A 19858-nucleotide genomic window follows, 5' to 3' on the forward strand; every position below is an offset into this window, starting at 1 on the left:
GCGCCGATGGTACTGCAGGGGGGACCCTGTGGGAGAGTAGGACGCCGCCGAACTAATTGTAGAGAAAACCCCCGAGTCATCAGACTCGGGGGTTTTCTGCGTTGTGGACGTGTTTTAGACGTCCAGCTTTCCGTCGAAGCGGAAGATCAGGGAATCCGTCCCGTAGTAATTCGTCGTGATGCCGATCTCCGGAGAGTGCGCGTCTCCGTCGCCGGCAGCCTTCCAGTCGTTGAGGCCGAGGCGCTGTTTGGTGCCGGTGCTGCCGTACGGCGCGAACACGACCTGCCCGGGCTCCTCCAGGATGTGGACTTCCCAGATCTGGTAGATGGGCCGGTAGTCGTCGGTGCTGCATGCGGACTGATAGACGCGCGCGCCGTCCTTCTGCTCGAAGTCGCCCTCGTTGGACAGGCACAGACCGCTGGCTTTGTTGCGGAGCACTCCTAGTCCGTCATCGCCTGTCTGGATCAGTTCCCAGATCTGACGGTCCGAGCCGTTGCATGCCTCCTCGCGCGGTTCGTCGTCCTCGCCGGAGCCGATGCCCATGCACTGGCCCGTCGAGGCGATGCGGAGATGAGTGGTGTTCGCGTCCAGGCGTGCGGAGGGGGTGGGAGGTACAGTGGTGGGCTCGGCGCGCTTCGGGCTCGCGGAGGATTTCGACGTCTTCGGCTTCGGTGGGCCGGACGGGGACGGTGACGGCGAGCCGTCGGAGGGGGTGGGTTCCGCGAAGACCGTAGCGGTGGGGGCCGGCGGTGTGGCGTTCGGTGCCGGGTTGTCGTCCGGCAGGAGCAGGTAGCCGCCGAGTGCCGCGATCAGGACGCCTCCCGCAAGCGCACTCGTGCCCACCGGCCCCAGCAGCTTGGCCTTGGTGGGGGCCAGGATCGTCGGGGCGGTGGAGACCGTGCCCGCTTCCGCGAGGCGGGTGGCCAGGTAGGCCGGGGCCGACCAGAGAAGCAGGGCGCCCGGGAGGACCACCTGCATGCGTTCGTTGAGGTCGGTGAGTTCAAGTTGGGCGCGACGGCATGGTGCGCAGTGGTCGAGGTGGCGGTTGAGGTCCTTGCTGGGGCGGCGGCCCGTGCGGCGGACGGCCGCGGCGAGGAGCCCGCTGAAGTGGCGGCACTCCGCACCCTCGGCCTTTTCTATGTGGGCGGTGAGGTAGGCCTCGCGCAGCCCTTCGCGGGCGCGCGCGACAAGTGAGCCGACGCCGCTGGTGCCGATGCCGAGGAGAGGGGCGACTTTCTGGGCCGGTTCGCCCTCGACGAGGGTGTGCCACAGGACTGTCTGCCAGCGTTCGGGCAGGGCACGGAAGCTCCGTAGGACCAGGGAGTGGTCCTCCAGGCGCAGGACGCGCTCCTCGCCGCTTTCCGCTGTGGGCGCGGTTTCCAGCCACGCTTCGAAGTCCGGGGCGAGTTCGGTGCGCCGGGCGGTGCCCGCCCAGTCGGCGGCCGTGCGGCGGACCACCGACAGGAGGTAGGGGCGCCAGGCCGCCTCCGGTCCGCCGCCCGTGCGGACGGTCTGCAGGGTGCGGGTGAAGGCCTCCGAGGCCAGGTCCTCCGCGGTGTGCGGGTCGCGGCAGCAGGTGCGGGCGTACGCGAGGACGGCCGGGCGGTGGCGCCGGTACAGCTCCTCGACAGCCGCTTCGGCCTCGACGGCAGCTTCGGCCTCGTCGGTCCGTACGGCGCGGGTCAGGTCTGCGTCGGACAAGGTCATTCGGTGTCCCCCAGTGGTCGGTGGCTGTGCGCCGCGGGGACAGTGTGTGGCTTGAAATCGCTGTACGGAAGGGGTGGTTGGCGATTTCGTGAGAAAGGCGGGTGATCCTGGATGAAACGCCAGAAGTCCCTCGACCGGGCCAGGGTTACGGAGTGAAGCTCGTCGAGGCCAGGCGGAGGCAGGGGTCCGTTCCCGCGCACGTGACCTCGATCAGGACCGTGTGGATGCCGGTCGTGCCCTCGGTGAGGGAGACGTCCGGTGAGGCGGTCCCGGAGAGGGTGGCCAGGGCGGCCGGGGTGGCCGAGTCGTCCAGGCGGAGGGTGAGTTGGGTGCCTGGTGCCGCGGGGGCCGCGAGGCGTAGGTGGGCCCGGTGCTTGGCCGTGGTGCCGAAGTCCACGTTGTCGTAGCGGAGCCAGGTGCCGGAGGGCAGGGTGCGGGTGCCGTCCGGGCCCGCGGTGGTGCCCGTGTGCAGCGTGAAGGCTTCGGCGGGGATCGGGCCTGTGGCGTCGAGGAGTTGGGGTTCCTCGTAGCCGGCCGGTTCGAGGGGAGGCGTGGGCGTGGGGCGCGGGCGCTGGGTGGCCCCGGGCCGGGGCGGCACCACGGGGGCCGTGCTCGGGGTCGTGCGGGTCGGTTCGGGGGATCCGGGGAGTGCGGAATGTGTGGTGTCCGGGTCCTGTGGGGGCAACGGGGGTTGCTCGCCCAGGGCGTGCGGGGGCGCGGGGCGTACCAGGGACTCGTACAGGGAGAGGGAGAGCCAGGTGCCGAGGGCGAGCGTCAGGAGGCAGACGGCGGCGCGGCGGCTGGTGACATGGTGGCGCAGGGCGCGGCGGCGGCGCCGTTCGCGGGCCGCCGTGCGCACCGCTTCCGCGAGGAAGGCGGGCGGGCGGGCCGGGACGGGCTGGGCCGCGCGGAGTTCGCGGTACTCCGGGCCAGGCCACCAGCCGAGGAGCAACGGCGGCAGTTGGGCGCGTAGTTGGGCGTCCAGGTCGGAGAGGTCGGTGTAGGCCTCGCGGCAGAGGGCGCAGCCGGCGAGGTGGTCGGCGATGCGTTCGTAGGCGGCCTTGCGTTCGTAGGCGACCGAGCCGTCGTACGTACGGTCCGTGCCGTACGAGGAGCCGGTCAGGGCGGTCGCGAGCAGGGCCCCGTAGCGGACGCACTCCGCGGAGGACTCGGCGGTGCGCTGGTGGAGTTCGAGGTAGGCCTCGTGCAGGGCGGTGCGGGCGCGGGACGTGAAGCGGCCGTACTCCTCGCGGCGCAGGCCCAGGCAGGCGAGGGTGACCGCGCGGCCCTCGCCCTCGACGACCGTGTGCCACAAGACGGTCTGCCACCGTTCGGGCAGCAGGCGGTAGGCCTCGGCGAGGCGGGAGCGGGATTCGAGGGACCAGGTTCCGCCGGTGTCCGCCCAGGTGCGGAAGGGAGCGGCGAAGGTGTCGGGGCGGTGGCCCCAGGCGCGTACCGCCAGGCCGCGGGCCGTCGCGAGCAGATGCAGCCGCCACGACATGGTGGGGTCGCTGCCGCGGGCGGCCGCCGCGAAGGCGCGGGCGAAGGTGCGGTCGGTGAGGTCCTCGGCGGTGTGCGGGTCGGCGGTGCAGGTGCGCAGATAGGCGGCGACGGCGGGCCGGTGCCGTACGACGATGGCCTGGAAGGCGGCCGCGTCGCCGCGGTGCACACGGGCCGCGATCAGGGCGTCGCTGTCGGCGGGCGGGCGGAAGCGGTGGTGTTCCAGGGCGCGTTGGTACGGCTCCACGAAGCGGGCGTGGAGGCCGGTGGGCCCTTTGCGGCGGGGCTTGTCCGGCGTGTGGGTCATGTGCGGGCTCCTTCCTGAACGGATGCGGGATGCGGGATGCGGGGTTCGGGTTCGCAGGGCGGGCGGCGGTGCACCGTGGGGGTGGGGGTGTGCACCGCCGCCCGCTGACCTCCTGCTCCACAGGGCTTGTCGCGTTCGTCCTCGCGGGTCTCCTCTCCTCGTCGGGGCCGTCGTTGCGGCCTGTCGTGGAGGGAGGAGTCGGGGAGGGGCGGTCCATCCCGCTGCTTTGCCGACGCTTTACCTTGCGATGTCGCCGGTGGTCATCTGCTGGACGAGGCGTCGCAAGCGGTGTTACGGTCCCGGCCGACCTCCTGCTCCGGGCGGTCGCCGTTCTGCTCGCGCCGTCTCCTCGGTGAGCAGGAGGACGTGCCCGTGAGTGCACAGCACACTGCAAGACACCGGCTGAGCTGGGGAATTGGTGTCCCCGTCGTGCTCGGGTTGGTGCTGGCTCTGGTGTGGACCCTGGTGGGTCTGCCGGGCTGGGCCGATGAAGCGCCGCCCGAGAACGTGCCCGTCCGCTCGGAGGGTGCGACACCTCCGGTGGCGTGCGACGACGAGGACTCCCCGGACAAGGGCTGGGTCGAGGTCTTCTACGTCCACCGCGAGGGCGAGAACCGTATCGACGAGGCCCGCAATACGATCCGGCGCATCGTCTGGGACATCGACCAGGTCTTCGAAGCGAGCGCACGGCGCTTCGGGCAGGGCGACAGCCGCCGCGTGCGGTTCGTCCAGGACGAGAAGTGCCAGGTCGAGGTCAAGGTGCTGAGTGTGGCCGGTCTGGCCGCGAAGCCCAAGCTCGGGGACGCGGTGCAGGCCGCGAACCGTACGGCGGACGAGGCCGTCGCCGAGAAGGCGGGGCTGACCCCGGGCAGCGAGGAGGCGAAGAAGGCCGTCGGCGAGTGGGGAAGCCGGCACAAGCGCATGCTCTTCTTCGACACCGTCGAGATGGACGGGTGCGGCCTCGGCGGCGGCGGACGCGGCCTGCTGGGCGGCGGCTGGGCTTCGGCCGGATACGGGTGCTGGGGTGAGGGCGCCATGACCCATGAGCTGATCCATGGCTTCGGCGTGAACCACTGCGACAACGACAAGACGCAGGGCGGCGACCCGATCTGCCGTGGCTACGACGAGACACCGCGTTGCGACGATGTGATGGCGGGGACGCATCTCGACTGCCGCAAGGACGAGTTCGCCTACTTCGATCCGAGGCCCGCGCCCGGCAGCCCGCTCGCGGAGAAGCCCGAGTCGAACCTCGCCAACAGCGGCTACCTCATCAAGGACCAGCCGGCGCCACCGGTGGAGGCACAGCTGGCCAACCTGAAGAGCGGCCAGTGCCTGGTCGGGGGCGGGGCGGGTGAGCCGGTCGCCCAACGGAGGTGTGCTGACGGCCAGTTGTGGCGGCGGACCATCGACGATGACGGGTACTTCACGCTGGAGCTGCTGTCCGCTCGCCAGTGCCTGAGCAGTCGGCTCGCCCCGGACGACGAGAAGCGCGAGGAGCCCGTTCTGGAGGACTGCGCCAAGGGCGAGGCGCGGCAGCAGTGGTGGATGGCGGACGCGCACGGGCCCGCGAAGGACCACTACGAGCTGGTGAACCGTGCGACGGAGATGCGTGTGAACGGCGGTGGCGAGGAGGCCGGGTTCAAGATGCTGTTCGCGCAGGCCGCGGCGTCCGATGCGCCTGGATCAGCAGGATCAGCAGGATCAGCAGGGTCGTCAGGATCAGCAGGGTCGTCAGGCGATTCGGGTCGGCCGGGAGCGTCACGCGATTCCGGCACCCCGGTCCGTATCGCCACCTCCGGCGACCGCTGTCTCGCCCTCCCCGGCCGCGGACGCCAGGGCGTCGTGCCCGTTGCCGTGCCCTGCCGGCAAGGTGCGCGGTCGCAGCGGTGGCGGCGGGCCGAGGTGGGGAGCGGCGGGACTTCGGCTGCGTACCGGCTGCAGACTCCCGGCGGCAGGAACTGCCTGACCGCGGGCCGGAGTTCGCAAGGTCAGGTACGGATGGCCCGGTGTCAGGACGGCGGTACGGCGGCCCGGGCGCAGGAGTGGCGCCGGGAGGACGGCGGGCGGCTGGTGAACGTGTCCACCGGGCGCAGTCTGGACCTCGGGCGGGGCGGTGCGCAGTCCGTGGCCGTGCTGCGGGCCGACGGTGAGCGCGGGTTCCGGTTCGTGGTGCGGAGGTGACGCGTCGCACGTGAGGCGTGGGTGTTACGAGGGCCGGACCAGGCGCGTGTCGTACGCCAGGATCACCGCCTGGACCCGGTCCCGTGCCCCCGTCTTCGCCAGGATGCGGCCCACATGCGTCTTCACCGTCGACTCCGCGAGGTGGAAGCGTGCGGCGATCTCCGTGTTGGTCCAGCCCTGGCCGATGACCGTGAGGATCTCGCGTTCCCGGTCGGTGAGCTGGCCCAGGCGGGAGTCCTGGGCGGCCGATTCCGGCTCGCCCGGCTTCGGGAGCTTGTCCGCGTACGCGTCCAGGAGCCGGCGCGTGAGGCTGGGCGCGACGACGGCGTCCCCGGAGGCCACGGCGCGGATGCCGGCGAGGAGTTCCTCGGGTTCGGCGTCCTTCACCAGGAAGCCGGAGGCGCCCGCCCGCAGCCCCGCGTACGCGTATTCGTCCAGGTCGAAGGTGGTGAGGATCAGGACGCGGGTGCGGTCGCCGGCCGCGACGATGCGGCGGGTGGCCTCGATGCCGTCGAGTCCTGGCATGCGGATGTCCATCAGGGCGACGTCCGGCCGGAGTTCGGAGACCATGCGGATGGCTTCCGTGCCGTTGGCGGCCTCGCCGGCGACGGTCATGTCGTCCTGGCTCTCCAGGAGCATGCGGAAGCCGAAGCGCTGCATGGGCTGGTCGTCGACGATGAGCACGGTCGTCACGAAGCGGTGCCTTCCGAGAGCGGGAGGGGGATGCGCAGTCGGACCCGCCAGCCGCCGGCCGGGTGGGGTCCGGCCTCAAGTGTGCCCCGGTAGAGGGTGGTTCGCTCGCGCATTCCGGCCAGCCCGCGGCCCCCGGGACTCTCTTCGCCCTCCTTGCCGCGGCCCGTGTCCGTGATCGTCGCGGTGAGCTCGTCGCTTCCGTACGAGATGACCACTTCCGAGGTGGCCGAAGGGCCGCCGTGCTTCAGGGTGTTGGTGAGTGCCTCCTGGACGACGCGGTACACCGACAGTTCCAGTCCTGCGGGGAGCCCGGCCGGGTCGCCTTGGATCGTCGTACGGACCGGGAGTCCCGCCGAACGGACGCCCTCCACCAGGGAGTCGAGGTCGCCGAGCGCCGGTGCGGGGGCCAGTTCGGCGGCGGGGGATTCCTCGCGCAGGACGTCGAGGAGGCGGCGCAGCTCTCCCAGGGCGCCGCGGCTCGTGGTGCCGATGGCCTCCAGGGCCTGGACCGCGCGTTCCGGGTTCTTCTTCGCCGCGTACGCGCCGCCGTCCGCCAGACCCGTGATGACCGACAGGTTGTGGCCGATGATGTCGTGCATCTCGCGGGCGATCCGGGCGCGTTCGGCGGCGGCCGCGAGGCGGGCCTGCTGGTCGCGTTCGATCTCCAGGCGCTCGGCGCGCTCCTCCAGGGCGGCGAGCCGGTCGCGGCGGGAGCGGACCGCGATGCCGAGCAGGGCGGTGAGGACGAAGCCCCAGAACGCCGGTCCGAAGGATCCGTCCCAGGAGGCGAGCGGATATCTGACGGCGCCCGGGATCAGCGGCAGGAACACCAGGGCGGCCGCGGGGACCAGCTGTTTTAGCGGCCGGTGCACGGTCAGGTTGAAGACCGCGAGCAGCAGGGCGAAGTGGGCCTGCAGGATGGCGCCCGTCAGTCCGTTGGTGAGCGCGAACGGTGCCGTGACGACGAGGACGGCCATCGGGTGCTTGCGGCGCCAGTACAGCGGCACCGTGAAGCCGAAGCTCAGGACGAGCAGCAGCCAGCCCGGCACGTCGAGGTTCTGTGCGATGGCGCGCCAGCCGCTGCTCCCGTAGTCGGTGAGCGCCGCGCCCACCCAGAACAGGGTGACGGCGAGGTCCCACACCCAGGGGCGGCGGCGGTCGAAGGAGCGGACCCACTGCAGGGCCGTCTGCAGCGGGCCGGTGGACGAGAGGGCGCCCGCGGCACGGGCGCCCTCTCTGTGCTGATCAGTCACGGGGACATCCTCCGTCACGGCAGGTCACACGTCCCGCCGCTTGAGGAAGAAGGCGGCGACGGCGACCGAGCCGATCGCCCACAGGATGAGGGCGACGAGGGAGGCGGCAGGGGAGGGAGCGCCCGCGAGGGTGTCCAGGGCGCCCACATTGCCCGCGGCCTGGACCGGGAAGTACTCGATCGCGGTGTCCACGGCGTCGACGGGGATCATGGAGATGACCTCCGGCAGGATCATGATGCCGCCGACGAAGGCCGCGATACCGCCCGCGACCGAGCGGAGCACCGCGCCGAGTCCGAGCGCGAAGACCGACAGGGCCGTGATGCCGGCCGAGGTGCCGGCGATCGCCGCGAGGACGCCCGGGTCGGTGAGCGCGGTCTCCTGGTCGGTGCCGGCCAGGAAGAGCTGGGTCAGCGGGTAGGTGACGAGGCAGCTGACGAACGTCAGCGGGAAGACGATCGCGGTCAGGACGGCGGCCTTCGACCACAGGACCGGCACCCGCCTGGGCACGGCGGTGAGCGAGGCGCGGATCATGCCGGTCGTGTACTCGCCGGCGATCATCAGGATGCCGAGGACGGGCAGGGAGATCTGGGCGATCTGCGAGCCCGACAGACCGAGCTGCACCGGGTCGACGAACTCGCGGCTGCCCGTGTCGTAGTTGGCGGCGACCAGGAGCCCGAGTCCGATGATCAGGGCCGCCGAGGACAGCAGCGTGATCCAGGTCGAGCGGACCGTCCAGAACTTGTGCCACTCCGACCGCAGGATCCGGGCGGGTGTCACGGCGTACGAGGTGGTGGTGTCGGACGGGCGGGCGAGGGTGAGCGTGCTCATGCTGCGGATCCCTTCACGGAAGCGGCGGACGCGACGGATGCGGAGTACTCGACGGAATCGCGGGTCAGGTCCATGAAGGCCTGTTCCAACGAGGCGGCCTGCGGGGTGAGTTCGAAGACGGGCAGGGCGTGCGCCGCTGCCGTACGGGCGATGTGTTCGGCGTCGGCGCCGCGCACCATGAGCGTGCCGGGGGAGTCGGTCGTGACCGTCACCTCCGGTGCGGACAGGAGCGCCGCGAGTTCGGCTGCGGACGGAGTGACGACCATGACGGCTCCGGCGCCCGCTTCCCGTACGAACGCGTCGACGGTGGTGTCCGCGAGGAGCTTGCCGCGGCCGATGATGACCAGGTGGTCGGCCGTCAGGGCCATCTCGCTCATCAGGTGTGAGGAGACGAGGACCGTACGGCCTTCCGCGGCAAGGGACTTGAGGAGGTTGCGGATCCACAGGACGCCCTCGGGGTCGAGGCCGTTGACCGGCTCGTCGAGGATGACGGTGGCCGGGTCGCCGAGGAGCGCGGCCGCGATGCCCAGGCGCTGGCCCATGCCGAGCGAGAAGCCCTTGACGCGCTTGCGGGCGACTTCGGTGATGCCCGCGAGATCGAGGACGTGGTCGACGCGGGAGCTCGGGATGCCGTGGGTGAGGGCCAGGGAGAGCAGGTGGTTGCGGGCGCTGCGGCCGGGGTGCACCGAGCGGGCCTCCAGGAGCGCGCCGACCTCGGTGAGCGGCGCGGGGTGCGTGGAGTAGGCGCGGCCGCCGATGGTGGCGCCGCCGCGGGTCGGGGCGTCGAGGCCGAGCAGCATCCGCATGGTGGTCGACTTGCCGGCGCCGTTGGGGCCGAGGAAGCCGGTGACGGTGCCGGGGTGGACCTCGAAGCTCAGGTCGTCGACTGCGTACTTGCCGGGCTTGTCGCCGTACTTCTTGGTGAGTCCGTTGGCTCGAATCATGGATATGAAGCTACGGAGCGTGCAGGGCCGTTCCGTCGGACCGCGGACGGTACCTGCGGGAGTGCGTAGTACCGGGGTACGACCGGTGGGCGGTACCGGGGGCGGGGCGGGGCGTGGGGCGCGGGGCGCGGGGTGTGGTCGATATGGCCTTGCGCCGGATCGGGAGCGGCGGCGACGATCACCGTATGAACTACGAGATACGCCCCGTACGCGCGCAGGAATGGCAGCAGGTCAAGGACCTGCGGCTGCTCGCCCTCCAGGACCCGGCCGCTCCCATCGCCTACCTGGAGACCTACGAGGACGCGGTGCGGCGCCCCGACTCGTTCTGGCAGGACCGGGCCGCGGGTGCCTCGCACGGGACGGACGGGCGGCAGTTCGTCGCTGTCGCCGAGGACGGTACGTGGGTCGGTGCGACGGTCGCGATCGTCGAGCGGGCGGGGACCGAGGACTTCTTCGGGGTCGAGCTGCCGGTGACCGGCACGCACTTCGTCGGCGTCTTCGTGCACGCCGACCACCGGGGCGCGGGCCTGGTCCAGCGGCTGTTCGCCGCCGCCGCGGACTGGTCCTGGTCGGTGGAGGGCGTGGAGCGGGCCCGGCTCTTCGTCCACCAGGACAACCACCGTGCGCAGGCCGCGTACAAGAAGATCGGTTTCGAACGCAGCGGAGGGGTCGTCCCGTTGCAGGCCGACCCCTCGAAGCTGGAGTACGAAATGGTGCTCGCCAAGCCCGTGTAGGGGCGGCGGCACTTAGTTGTACGGGCGCTCCGCGCGGCCCGCGCGCAGGGTGCGGGCCCACCAGTCCAGCTGGTCGAGCAGGGTCTTGGCGGCGCCCGCAGCGCCCTGCGGGTCGTGGGCCTTGCCGTCCTCGCCGAAGTGGTCCCAGGCGCCGTGGAAGCTGACGGTCTCGCGGACGGTGGCGCAGTGCAGCTCGGCGAACACCTGACGCAGGTGCTCGACCGCGCGCAGACCACCCGAGACACCGCCGTACGAGACGAACCCGACGGGCTTCGCGGCCCACTCGGTCTTGTGCAGGTCGATGAAGTGCTTCAGCTGGGCCGGGTAGCTGTGGTTGTACTCGGGCGTGACCACCACGAAGGCGTCGGCCGCGTCGACGCGTTCGGCCAGCGTCGCGAGGGCGGGGGTGCGCTCGGTGCCCCAGTTGGGGTGGCAGGCGGGCAGTTCCGCGTCCGCCACGTCGATCACGTCGATCTCCGCGCCGGAGTGCTCCTCGGCGAGGGCGGTGAACCACTGGCCGACAGTGGGCCCGAAGCGGCCGTCACGGGTGGAGCCGATGATGACGGCGAGGCGGTAGGGCGTGGTGGACATGTGGGTGTCTCCTCTGTGGTGCACGGGCTCCGGAGCCGACGGGGCCGGGAGCTCAGGCGTGTTCATCTGGTGGACAGTTGTGTTCGAGGGGCGGTCAGCGAGTCTGCAGTGTTGTGCGTTCCGCCGAACGGACCGGGGCGGTGGTCGTACGGTCCGTGCGGGTGTGCCCGGCCGTCCGGGACAGGATTGCCACGGCCACCGTGAGGACGGCGAGCAGTCCCGCCACGGCCCAGAGCCCGAGCCGCATCGCCTCGGCGAACTGAGCCGCCTGGTGCGGGTCTTGGGGCACTCCGGACGAGATCCGGCCCGCCGCCTGCGGTGATCCGGCGCTTGCCGAGAGCAGGGCGAGCAGCAGCGTGCCGAAGACGGTGAGCATCACGGCGCCGGTCCCGCCGCGGACCGTGTTGAGGAAGCCGGAGGCCATACCCGTACGGGAGGGCTCGACCATGGTCAGCGCCTGGGCGTCGATGATGCCCAGGGAGAGGCCGGTGGCGAGGCCGAGGAGCAGGACGGGTGCGGCGAGTTCGGCGGTGACCATGCCGGCGTGCAGGACAATACCGAGCCAGACGTTGCCGACGGCGAGCAGCGCCAGGGACGTCAGGAGCAGGGTGCGCGCGGGGACGCCGCGGTTGACGAGGCGGGCGCCGGCCTGGGGCATCACGGCCATCGGAATGCTCTGGAAGAGCAGGACGAGCCCCGCTTCCCGTGCGCTGAACCCGCTGGTGCCCTGGAGGAAGGTCGGCAGGAAGACGAGGACCGCTCCGGTGCCCGCGCCTATGGCGAAGGAGCCGAGGGGCCAGGCGAGGAAGCGGCGGTTGCCGGTCAGGGAGAGGTCGAGGATGGGCCGGCGGCCCGCGGCCGTGACCCGACGTTCGATCCGTACGAAGGCCACGAGCAGCGCCAGGCCGAGGGCGAGCGGCAGCAGCGTGGGCAGGGCGAGCCAGCCTGCGGCGGAGGCCTGGGTGATGGCGAACAGGGTGAGGGCGAGACCCGCGATGAACGTGGCGGCGCCGGCCTTGTCGACCTGCGGGCGGACCGCGGCGCGGGCGTCGGGCAGTGCGGCGGAGCCTAGGAGGATGACCACGCCGACGGCCGCGTAGAGCAGGAAGGTGGCGCGCCAGCCGAGTGCGTCGACGATCGAGCCGGAGACCGTCGGGCCGAGCGAGAGGCCGAGCGAGCCGGTGGTGCCGGCGAGGGCGAATGCCTTGGTGCGGGCGGGACCTTCGAAGAGCGTGGCGAGCACCGCGGTGCCGGTGGCCATCACTCCGGCCGCGCCGATGCCGACCATGACGCGGGCGAGGTCGAGCAGCACGATGTGCTGGGCGGCGGCCGAGGCGACGGTGCTCACGGTGTAGACGAGCGCGCCGAGCGAGAAGAGCCGGCGGCGGCCGTAGAGATCGCCGAGCGAACCGGCCACGAGCATGAAGGACGAGGCGGCCAGGAAGTAGCCGGTGACCACCCAGGTGAGGGCCGCGCCGCTCGCGTCGAGGTCGGCGCCGATGCCGGGCAGGGCCACGGTGGTGCCGGACATGGCCATCGGGAGGGTGAAGAGGCCGAGGAGGACTACGGCCAGTGTCGTCTTTCCCCTGTGTGCCGGGGTGTGCACTGTGGTGGGCATGGCGATAAACTACAACGCACGTTGTAGTTATTACAACGGTCATTGTAATTTTCGGGTCAGGCTAGGTTGAGGTTTGGCATGGCGAAGCGGGATGAAACCGAGCAAAAGCCTTTGCGTAAGGGGATGTTGGAGAAGAGGCAGGCCATCCTGGAGGGTGCCCGTGCCGTCTTCGGCCGCGACGGTTATACGCGGGCGAGCATCGACGCGATCGCCGCGGAGGCCGGGGTCTCCAGCCGGACCCTCTACAACCACTTCGGTGACAAAGAGGGGCTGTTCCGCGCGGTTCTGATGGACAGCTCGGTGGCGGTGACGACGGCCCAGCAGGAGCTGCTCGCCCGGCACTTCCACAAGTTCCGGGACCCGGCCGTGGACCTGTACGACATGGTGATCGACTGGGTCGGGGGTGCGGAGACGCATCCCGAGCACTTCGCTCTCGTACGCCAGATCATCGCCGAGGCGAACCGGCTGCCGCTCGATGTGCTGCAGGAGTGGCGGCGGATCGGGCCGAAGGCGACTCAAGAGGCGCTGAGCGAGCACCTTCTCGCGGCGGGGCGGGCAGGTCTGCTCGCGGTCGACGAGGAGAACGTGGGCCGGGCGACCCGCCATCTGGCGCTGTTCACGGCGGGTGCCGTGTCGGCCGAGTCGGCTCAGGGTGCGCTGCCGCTGGAGCCCGAGGAGTTCGAACGGCTCGCACGGGAAGGGGTCGAGCTCTTCCTGCAGCTGTACGGCAAGCCGGCGGACTAGACCGGCAGTTCGGCCTCCGGCCAGCGGGAGCGGCCCTGCTCGCGGGAGCGGAGGAGGGCCAGGGTCACCAGGCCCTGGTGCTCCGCCGCGCTGTCGAGCAGCTCCGGGAGCTGCGGGAGCGGGGCGACGGCGGCGACGTCGTCGAGGACCAGGGTCAGTGGTGGGTCGAGGCGACCGGCGGATGACCGTTCGGCCATGTGCCGGCCACGCTCGACCACGCTCGCGGTGAGAGCGGTGAGCAGAGGCATCGCACCCGGCTGACTCCGGGGATCCTCGATCGCTTCCCCCACCACGTAAAGGGTGCCCCCTTCATCCACGAAGGAATCCAAGGTGAGTGCATCGGTTCGATTCGCCGTGCAGGCCTCGCGGATGTGCACCGAGAAGAGGGACGACAGGGCGCGGGCCGTCAACTCCTGTGCCATGTCCCGGCGTTCTGGATGCGCGGTCAGCTCGGCCTCCAGCTCGCCCGCGGCACCGGCGGCGGCCTTCGTATGCGTACGGAGAATGCGTACGGCGTCCTGGACCTGGGCGCCCTGGGCCCAGCGGTGGACGTGCTTGAAGGCGCGTCCGTCCAGGGCTGCGGCGTGCAGATAGCTGCGCAGCAGCGTTTCTGCAGTGGCGGCCGTCGCGGCGTCCAGCTTCGCGGTGGGGCGGACCGGGGCGAGCAGGGCCGCGGCGCGGCGGCGGGCGGTGTCCTTGTCCTCGCAGCCGGCGGCGGGGTTCCAGTGCATGCGGGCCGGGGTGTCGCAGAGGTGGCCCGGGTCGTAGAGGAGGACGGGGCCGAGCTTGGCCCGTGCGTCCTTGGTGTCCTCCCAGAGGGTGGGGTCGCTGGTGAGGATGATGGCTGCGCCCTCGGCGTCCTGGATCGCCTGTACCGCGAGGGGTTTACGGGTCTGGGGGGCGCCCAGGACCAGCCGTTGCCGTTGCCTCGGGACGGGTTGCCGCACCTCCGGTGCGGGGGCCATGGGCGCCTCCGGCGCCCGCTCCACCGACGCCTCCGGCGTCAAGCCCTCTGACGCCTCCGGCGCAAGCTGCTCCGCGCCTCCGGCGCGTAGGGAGGGGGATGACTCCCTCTCCACGCCCACGTCACGCGGGGAGACGGATGACTCCCTCTCCACGCCCACCTCACGCGCAGCCCGCGCTTCCTCCCGCATCCGAGCCCGCACCCCCCGCCACCGCACCCACGTCCCCATCACGAAGATCGTGAGGACGACGAGAATCATCGCCTGGCCGATCACCAGCCCCCAGAACAGCCCGTATCCGGACAGCTCCGCGGCGGGCGTGGTGGGCCAGGCGCCCGCCAGATCGTGGGGCGCAGCCACCAAGTGCCGTATGGCCATGGGAGTGCGGCCGAAGCTGACTCCCGAGGGCCAGGCGCCGTGGGCGAAGAGGCCCGCGAGGCCCGTCGCCGTCCACACCAGGACCGAGAGCCCGAGCACGAAGCCGAGCAGCCCGACAAGCAGCCCGTCCGGAATCCCTCCGGAGCTGCCGGAGCCCCCGGAGCCGCCGGAGTCCCGGGGGTCACCGTGATACCCCCGGCCATGCTCGTACCGCATCAGGTCACCGCTCTCACGCCACGGTCGACTCGGACGACGACCCCATCTGCTGCTCCATGTACAACGCCCGCTCCTCCGCCTCCCGTTCGGCGGCGAGCAGTTCCTCCGAGGCCGTGCTCTCCGCGTCGGGGGACGACTCCGTCATCGCCCGGTCGGTGAAGACCAGCGGACGCTCGGTCTCCGTCACCAGATGTTTCACGACCTGGACGTTGCCGTTGACGTCCCACACCGCGATGCCGGGCGTCAGCGTGGGAATGATCTCCACGGCCCAGCGGGGCAGACCGAGCACCCGTCCCGTGGCCCTCGCCTCGTCCGCCTTCTGGGCGTAGATCGTGCGCGTGGACGCCATCTTCAGGATCGCCGCGGCCTCCTTCGCCGCCGCACCGTCCACCACGTCCGACAGGTGGTGGACCACCGCCACGAACGAGAGGCCGAGGCGCCGGCCGAACTTCAGGAGCCGCTGGAACAGCTGGGCCACGAAAGGCGAGTTGATGATGTGCCACGCCTCCTCCACCAGGAAGATGCGCTTCTTGCGGTCAGGACGGATCCACGTGTGCTCCAGCCACACACCCACGATCGCCATCAGGATCGGCATCGCGATCGAGTTCCGGTCGATGTGCGAGAGGTCGAAGACGATCAGCGGGGCGTCGAGGTCGATCCCGACCGTCGTCGGGCCGTCGAACATGCCCCGCAGGTCACCGTCGACCAGCCGGTCGAGCACCAGCGCGACGTCGAGCCCCCACGCCCGTACGTCCTCGAGCGCCACGTTCATCGCCTCGGCCGACTCCGGCTCGGGGTGGCGCAGTTGCTCGACGATGTCGGACAGGACGGGCTGGCGCTCCACGATCGTCTCGTTGACGTAGGCGTGCGCGACCTTCAGCGCGAAGCCCGAGCGCTCGTCGAGCCCGTGTCCCATCGCGACCTCGATGATCGTCCGGAGCAGGGCGAGCTGACCGGTGGTCGTGATCGAGGGGTCGAGGGGGTTGAGGCGGATACCCATGTCGAGCGCGGCGGTCGGGTCGAGCCGGATCGGCGTTATCCCCAGCTCCTGGGCGATGAGGTTCCACTCGCCCACTCCGTCCTCGCCCTGCGCGTCGAGCACGACGACCTGCCGGTCGCGGAACCTCAACTGCCGCAGGACGTACGTCTTCTCCAGCGCCGACTTGCCGTTGCCCGACTCGCCGAGCACCAGCCAGTGCGGCGCCGGCAGCTGCTGCCCGTACAGCTGGAAGGGGTCGTAGATGTAGCCCTTGCCGCTGTAGACCTCACGGCCGATGATCACGCCGGAGTCGCCGAGGCCGGGCGCGGCCGTCGGCAGGTAGACGGCCTGGGCCTGGCCCGTGGAGGTGCGCACGGGAAGTCGCGTGGTCTCCACCTTCCCGAAGAGGAAGGCGGTGAACGCGTCCGTGAGCGCGGTCAGCGGATCTCGCATCGGCGGGCCCCTATCGGCGGATGCCGGTCGCGAACGGCAACGTGTTGACGAAGGCCCGGTGGTGCTCGCGGTCGCACCACTCCAGCTTGAGATACGACTTTCCGGCCGAGGCCCGGATCGTCCGCTTGTCGCGGGCGAGCGCCTCGGGGTTGCGGGACGAGACGGTGATGTAGCCGACGAGGTTCACCCCGGCCGCGCCGCTGGCGAGGTCCTCGCCGCGCTGGTCGAGGCGGGAGTGCGCGGCGATGTCGCGCGGGTCGACCGTCCGGTTCATCTTGAGCTGGCGCGAGGCCTCCGCCTCGTCGTTGGTCTTCTCCGTCAGCATCCGCTCGATGGCGATCTCGGTGGGTTCGAGGTCCATCGTGACGGCGACCGTGCGGATCACGTCCGGGGTGTGCACGAGCAGCGGCGCGAGGAAGTTGACGCCCACCGGCGTCATCGGCCACTCCTTCACCCAGGCCGTCGCATGGCACCAGGGCGCACGCGTGGAGGACTCCCGGGTCTTCGCCTGGAGGTACGTGGCCTCGCGGGCGTCGAGTTCGGCCGGCCACGCGTTGCGCTTCGTCATGGCCTGGATGTGGTCGATCGGGTGGTCCGGGTCGTACATCGAGTGCACGAGCGAGGAGAGCCGCCCCTGGCCGAGCGGCTGGCGCACCCGGATGTCGGCCTCCTGGAGCCGCGAGCAGATGTCGGTGAGCTCACGCGCCATGACGACCGCGAGCCCGGCGTCCTTGTCGATCTTCCGGCCGGCGAGCGGCCGCGTGGCGCGCGCCATCGCGGCGCCCTCGGCGGCCAGCTCCCGGTTGTAGTGCATGCACGCCACCAGATAGGCGCGGTGCTGCTCACTGCTCGTGGACACCATCGACTGCAGCTGCTCGTACGAGTCCCGCAGCCACACGGCCGACTTCTCGTCCCCGCGTACGGTGACGTCCTTGGCGTGCGCGTCGGGGTCGGCTGGGAGCGTACGGGCCAGCATCTGCAGCCGGGTGACGAAACCGTCGCCGTTCGCCACGTGCTTGAGCAGTGTGCCGAAGCGGTCGACCAGGGCCTCCTGGTCCTCGGAGTCGCGCAGCCCGACACCCGGGCCCTCGATCTCGATCGCGGCGGTGACGGTCCTGCGGTCCGCGTGCAGCAGCACGGCGATCTCATCGGGCCCGAACGGCGCCGCGAGCCAGGTGATCCGCCCGATCCCGGGCGGCGGCCCGACCTCGATCTCCCGCCCGTCCATCCGCACCCCGGCCTCCGGCACACCCGACCGGTACGCGGTGCCCTGGCGCAGCGTCCGCTTGTAACTGCGGTTGATCTCGAACCACTTGAAGAGCGTCCGCCCCTTGTACGGCACGTACACGGCCGCGATAGCGAGCAGCGGGAAGCCCATGAGCAGCACGATCCGCGCACTGAGCACGGGCACGAGCAGCCCGCACATCATGCCGAGGCCCGCACCGGCGATGATCAGTGCGATCTCGCCGGTCTCACGGTTCTTGCCGACGATCGCGTTCGGCCGGGCGCGGCCGATGAGATAGGTGCGGCGGGGCGTGACCGTATGGGACTGGGTCGTCAACGCCCTTCACCTCCTGGGCGGTTGCTGGAGCGGCTTGCGGTGGTGCGGGCGGGTGCTGCGGCCCGGCGCGAGCTGTGGGTGCCCGTGCTCGGGGTCGTACGGGGCGGGGGAGCGGCGGAGGGGACAGATCCGCCGCCGTTCGAACCGCCGCGCGAGCTGTGCGCGGCGACACCGCCGGAGGCCGGGTTGGCGGGCCGTGCCTGGCTGTTGTCGCCGCCGCGGCCGCGGGTGCTGTGGGTCTTGATGCCCTGCGAGACGAGTGCGGCGGGCGAGGAGATCACGGCGGCGGCCTTGCTCTCGGCGCCGCTCATGATCCGGTTGTTGCGGCCCGCGGCGATCTCGTCGCCGAAGCCGGGCACGAACCGGTAGATCATCGCGCTGGCGAAGATGGCGAGCAGGATGATGCTCAGCCCGGACACGACGGCCGAGAACGCGTTGGGCCCGTCCTCGTCGCTCAGCGCACCCGCCAGACCCAGCACGATCACGATCACGGGCTTCACCAGGATCACCGCGATCATGATCCCGGCCCAGCGCCGCACATGGCTCCAGAGGTTCTTGTCCACGAGCCCGGCGTACACGACGGTCCCGAGCAGCGCGCCCACGTACAGCAGGGCGGCCCGGATGACGAGCTCCAGCCAGAGCACGCCCGCGGCGAGGATCGACACGAGCGAGACGACGATCAGCATGATCGGCCCGCCGCCGATGTCCTCGCCCTTCTTCAGGGCCTCCGAGAACGTTCCGAAGAACGCGTCGGTCTGGTTGCCCGTCGACTTCGCGATGACATCGGTGATCCCGTCGGTCGCGGAGACCACGGTGTACAGGATGAGCGGCGTGAACGCGGAGGCCAGCACGGTCAGCCACAGAAACCCGATGGCCTCCCCGATCGCCGTGTTCAACGGCACCCCGCGCACGGCGCGCTTGGCGACGGCGAGCAGCCACAGGAGGAGGGTGAGGACGGTGGAGGCGGCGAAGACGACGGCGTACTGCTGCAGGAACTTGTCGTTCGTGAAGTCCACTTCCGCGGTCTTCGACACGGCACCGCTGAGCTTGTCGATCGTCCAGGACGCGGCGTCGGCACAGCCCTTGGCGAGGGAGCTCAGGGGGTCGAGGGTGTTGAGGGCGTCGTCGGCGGGGGATTTGGGGGCGTCTCCGGAGCCGGACTCGCCCTCTTCGCAGTACTTCTTCGCGGGTCCGATGAGGAGGTCGCACGGGTTGTCGTCGGGTTCGGGGGCCGCCACCGCCCGGGTGGCGAGCAGAAGTGTGGCCGTCTGAATGGTCACGACTGCTGCCACCAGCGAGCGGATTCGAGGGCTCTTACCGGGCATACGTAAACCCTCCGTACTCCTCGACGGCCTCGCTGATCTCCTTGGACGTGGACGCGGATTCATCGCCAGGAACCGGAGTTGGGCCGTCCGTCTGGTTGTCCTTCACGATGCGCCAGTCGTCGTCGGACCATGTCAGTTCGAACGTCCAGGTCTTCCACGTAGTGCGGACGGGGTCAGTCGAGTTGGTGCCCGACATACCGATCAGGCCCGTGTACCAGACCTCCACAGTGGCGCTGTCGGCCGTGCTCTTCACGGTTTTCGTGCCGACCGGCATCGTCCGGGATACGAATGTGCTGCCCTCCGGGGCCTTGCCGTTCTCGTCCAACCCCATCTTGGCCAGGAACTCCGGCGAGTAGGCCTTGTCCATCGGGCCCTTGAGTTCGCCCACGGCCTGCTTTGTGTAGAGCGTGTCGACGATCTCGTGGCGAGTGGCCGTGTTGAACATGCCGTCGCCGCCCAGCACCACCGCGTAGTTCGCGGCAGCACTCTGCGCACCCTGTGCGTTGTGCGCGAAACCTGAGGGGATGCCGGCCCGATCTCCGGACACCGGCTTCTCCCCGGACGCAGCCGTCGGATTCCCCCCAGGCTTGGACCCGTCCGACCCCGAGCCGTCACCGCTCCCCTCCCCACCCCCCTGATTGGCAAAGGCGATGGCGGCAATCAGCAGCACCACCACCCCCACCACCGTCACCAGGGACCGCGAGGACCGGGCGGGGCGGCGCGGGGAGGCGTAGGCGTCGCCGGCGTCCGGCAGATGCGTCCGCGTCGTTCCCGTACCGCCGACGTCATACGTACCGCCGTCGTCGTACGAACCGTCGTCGCCGCCCAGACTCATGACGCGTAAGCCCCCTCAACCGATTGCAGAACCGCGCAGTACGACGGTA

General features: G+C 70.8%; 16 protein-coding genes. 3 read left to right on the top strand and 13 right to left on the bottom strand.

All coding sequences use genetic code 11. The features are described from left to right. Window positions 1-114: 114 nt before the first annotated feature. On the bottom strand, window positions 115-1707 hold the full coding sequence (locus ACIBI4_RS33395; RefSeq protein WP_399207971.1) for a sigma-70 family RNA polymerase sigma factor: 1593 nt from the start codon (window positions 1705-1707) through the stop codon (window positions 115-117). A gap of 145 nt (window positions 1708-1852) precedes the next feature. Continuing rightward, entirely contained in the window at window positions 1853-3514 is a 1662-nt protein-coding gene (locus ACIBI4_RS33400) for a sigma factor (protein ID WP_399207973.1), read from the bottom strand. Window positions 3515-3886: 372 nt separating this feature from the next. Between ACIBI4_RS33400 and ACIBI4_RS33405 the strand changes: the two genes are divergently transcribed. Continuing rightward, on the top strand, window positions 3887-5695 hold the full coding sequence (locus ACIBI4_RS33405; protein ID WP_399207974.1) for an RICIN domain-containing protein: 1809 nt from the start codon (window positions 3887-3889) through the stop codon (window positions 5693-5695). Window positions 5696-5719: 24 nt separating this feature from the next. On the opposite strand, the gene ACIBI4_RS33410 is transcribed toward ACIBI4_RS33405, so the two are convergent. The 4 genes from ACIBI4_RS33410 to ACIBI4_RS33425 are packed head-to-tail and all read right to left on the bottom strand — an operon-like array spanning window position 5720 to window position 9413. Further along, window positions 5720-6388: a response regulator gene (locus ACIBI4_RS33410; protein WP_399207975.1), complete on the bottom strand. Its 669-nt coding sequence runs from the start codon at window positions 6386-6388 to the stop codon at window positions 5720-5722. Next, window positions 6385-7641 (bottom strand): sensor histidine kinase, encoded by a 1257-nt coding sequence (locus ACIBI4_RS33415; protein WP_399207976.1) that lies wholly within the window; start codon window positions 7639-7641, stop codon window positions 6385-6387. Before ACIBI4_RS33415 ends, ACIBI4_RS33410 begins: the two co-directional genes overlap by 4 nt. Window positions 7642-7665: 24 nt before the next feature. After that, complete coding sequence (locus tag ACIBI4_RS33420; RefSeq protein ID WP_399207977.1) at window positions 7666-8469, bottom strand: ABC transporter permease; 804 nt, start codon at window positions 8467-8469, stop codon at window positions 7666-7668. After that, a complete protein-coding gene (locus ACIBI4_RS33425; protein ID WP_399207978.1) occupies window positions 8466-9413 on the bottom strand; it encodes an ATP-binding cassette domain-containing protein in 948 nt (315 codons plus the stop codon). The genes ACIBI4_RS33420 and ACIBI4_RS33425 overlap by 4 nt, the downstream gene beginning before the upstream one ends. Before the next feature lie 185 nt (window positions 9414-9598). Here ACIBI4_RS33425 and ACIBI4_RS33430 point away from each other — a divergent pair, with 185 nt between their 5' ends. Continuing rightward, entirely contained in the window at window positions 9599-10147 is a 549-nt protein-coding gene (locus ACIBI4_RS33430; protein ID WP_399207979.1) for a GNAT family N-acetyltransferase, read from the top strand. A 12-nt stretch (window positions 10148-10159) separates the two neighbouring features. Here the strand turns inward: ACIBI4_RS33430 and ACIBI4_RS33435 are convergent, their stop codons facing one another. Beyond that, window positions 10160-10738, bottom strand: a complete 579-nt coding sequence (locus ACIBI4_RS33435) for an NADPH-dependent FMN reductase (RefSeq protein ID WP_399207980.1) — start codon at window positions 10736-10738, stop codon at window positions 10160-10162. A gap of 94 nt (window positions 10739-10832) precedes the next feature. Then, window positions 10833-12356, bottom strand: a complete 1524-nt coding sequence (locus tag ACIBI4_RS33440; protein ID WP_399207981.1) for an MFS transporter — start codon at window positions 12354-12356, stop codon at window positions 10833-10835. 123 nt (window positions 12357-12479) lie between these two features. On the opposite strand from ACIBI4_RS33440, the gene ACIBI4_RS33445 reads away from it, so the two are divergent. Then, entirely contained in the window at window positions 12480-13100 is a 621-nt protein-coding gene (locus ACIBI4_RS33445; RefSeq protein ID WP_399207982.1) for a TetR/AcrR family transcriptional regulator, read from the top strand. Here ACIBI4_RS33445 and ACIBI4_RS33450 read toward each other — a convergent pair. Genes ACIBI4_RS33450 through ACIBI4_RS33470 form a run of 5 tightly spaced genes read right to left on the bottom strand, consistent with a single transcriptional unit; the run spans window position 13097 to window position 19809 of the window. Beyond that, window positions 13097-14656 carry a type VI secretion protein gene (locus ACIBI4_RS33450; RefSeq protein WP_399207983.1) on the bottom strand — a complete coding sequence of 520 codons (1560 nt, stop codon included), beginning with the start codon at window positions 14654-14656 and terminating at the stop codon, window positions 13097-13099. The genes ACIBI4_RS33445 and ACIBI4_RS33450 overlap by 4 nt on opposite strands. A gap of 13 nt (window positions 14657-14669) precedes the next feature. After that, complete coding sequence (locus ACIBI4_RS33455; protein WP_399207984.1) at window positions 14670-16088, bottom strand: ATP-binding protein; 1419 nt, start codon at window positions 16086-16088, stop codon at window positions 14670-14672. A gap of 10 nt (window positions 16089-16098) precedes the next feature. Beyond that, on the bottom strand, window positions 16099-17649 hold the full coding sequence (locus ACIBI4_RS33460) for an SCO6880 family protein (protein WP_399207985.1): 1551 nt from the start codon (window positions 17647-17649) through the stop codon (window positions 16099-16101). Beyond that, complete coding sequence (locus ACIBI4_RS33465) at window positions 17646-18974, bottom strand: hypothetical protein (RefSeq protein ID WP_399207986.1); 1329 nt, start codon at window positions 18972-18974, stop codon at window positions 17646-17648. The genes ACIBI4_RS33460 and ACIBI4_RS33465 overlap by 4 nt, the downstream gene beginning before the upstream one ends. Further along, window positions 18964-19809 (bottom strand): hypothetical protein, encoded by an 846-nt coding sequence (locus tag ACIBI4_RS33470; RefSeq protein WP_399207987.1) that lies wholly within the window; start codon window positions 19807-19809, stop codon window positions 18964-18966. The genes ACIBI4_RS33465 and ACIBI4_RS33470 overlap by 11 nt, the downstream gene beginning before the upstream one ends. Between the last annotated feature and the right edge of the window lie 49 nt (window positions 19810-19858).

The organism is Streptomyces sp. NPDC050418 (assembly GCF_044458745.1).
Taxonomy (GTDB): Bacteria; Actinomycetota; Actinomycetes; order Streptomycetales; family Streptomycetaceae; genus Streptomyces.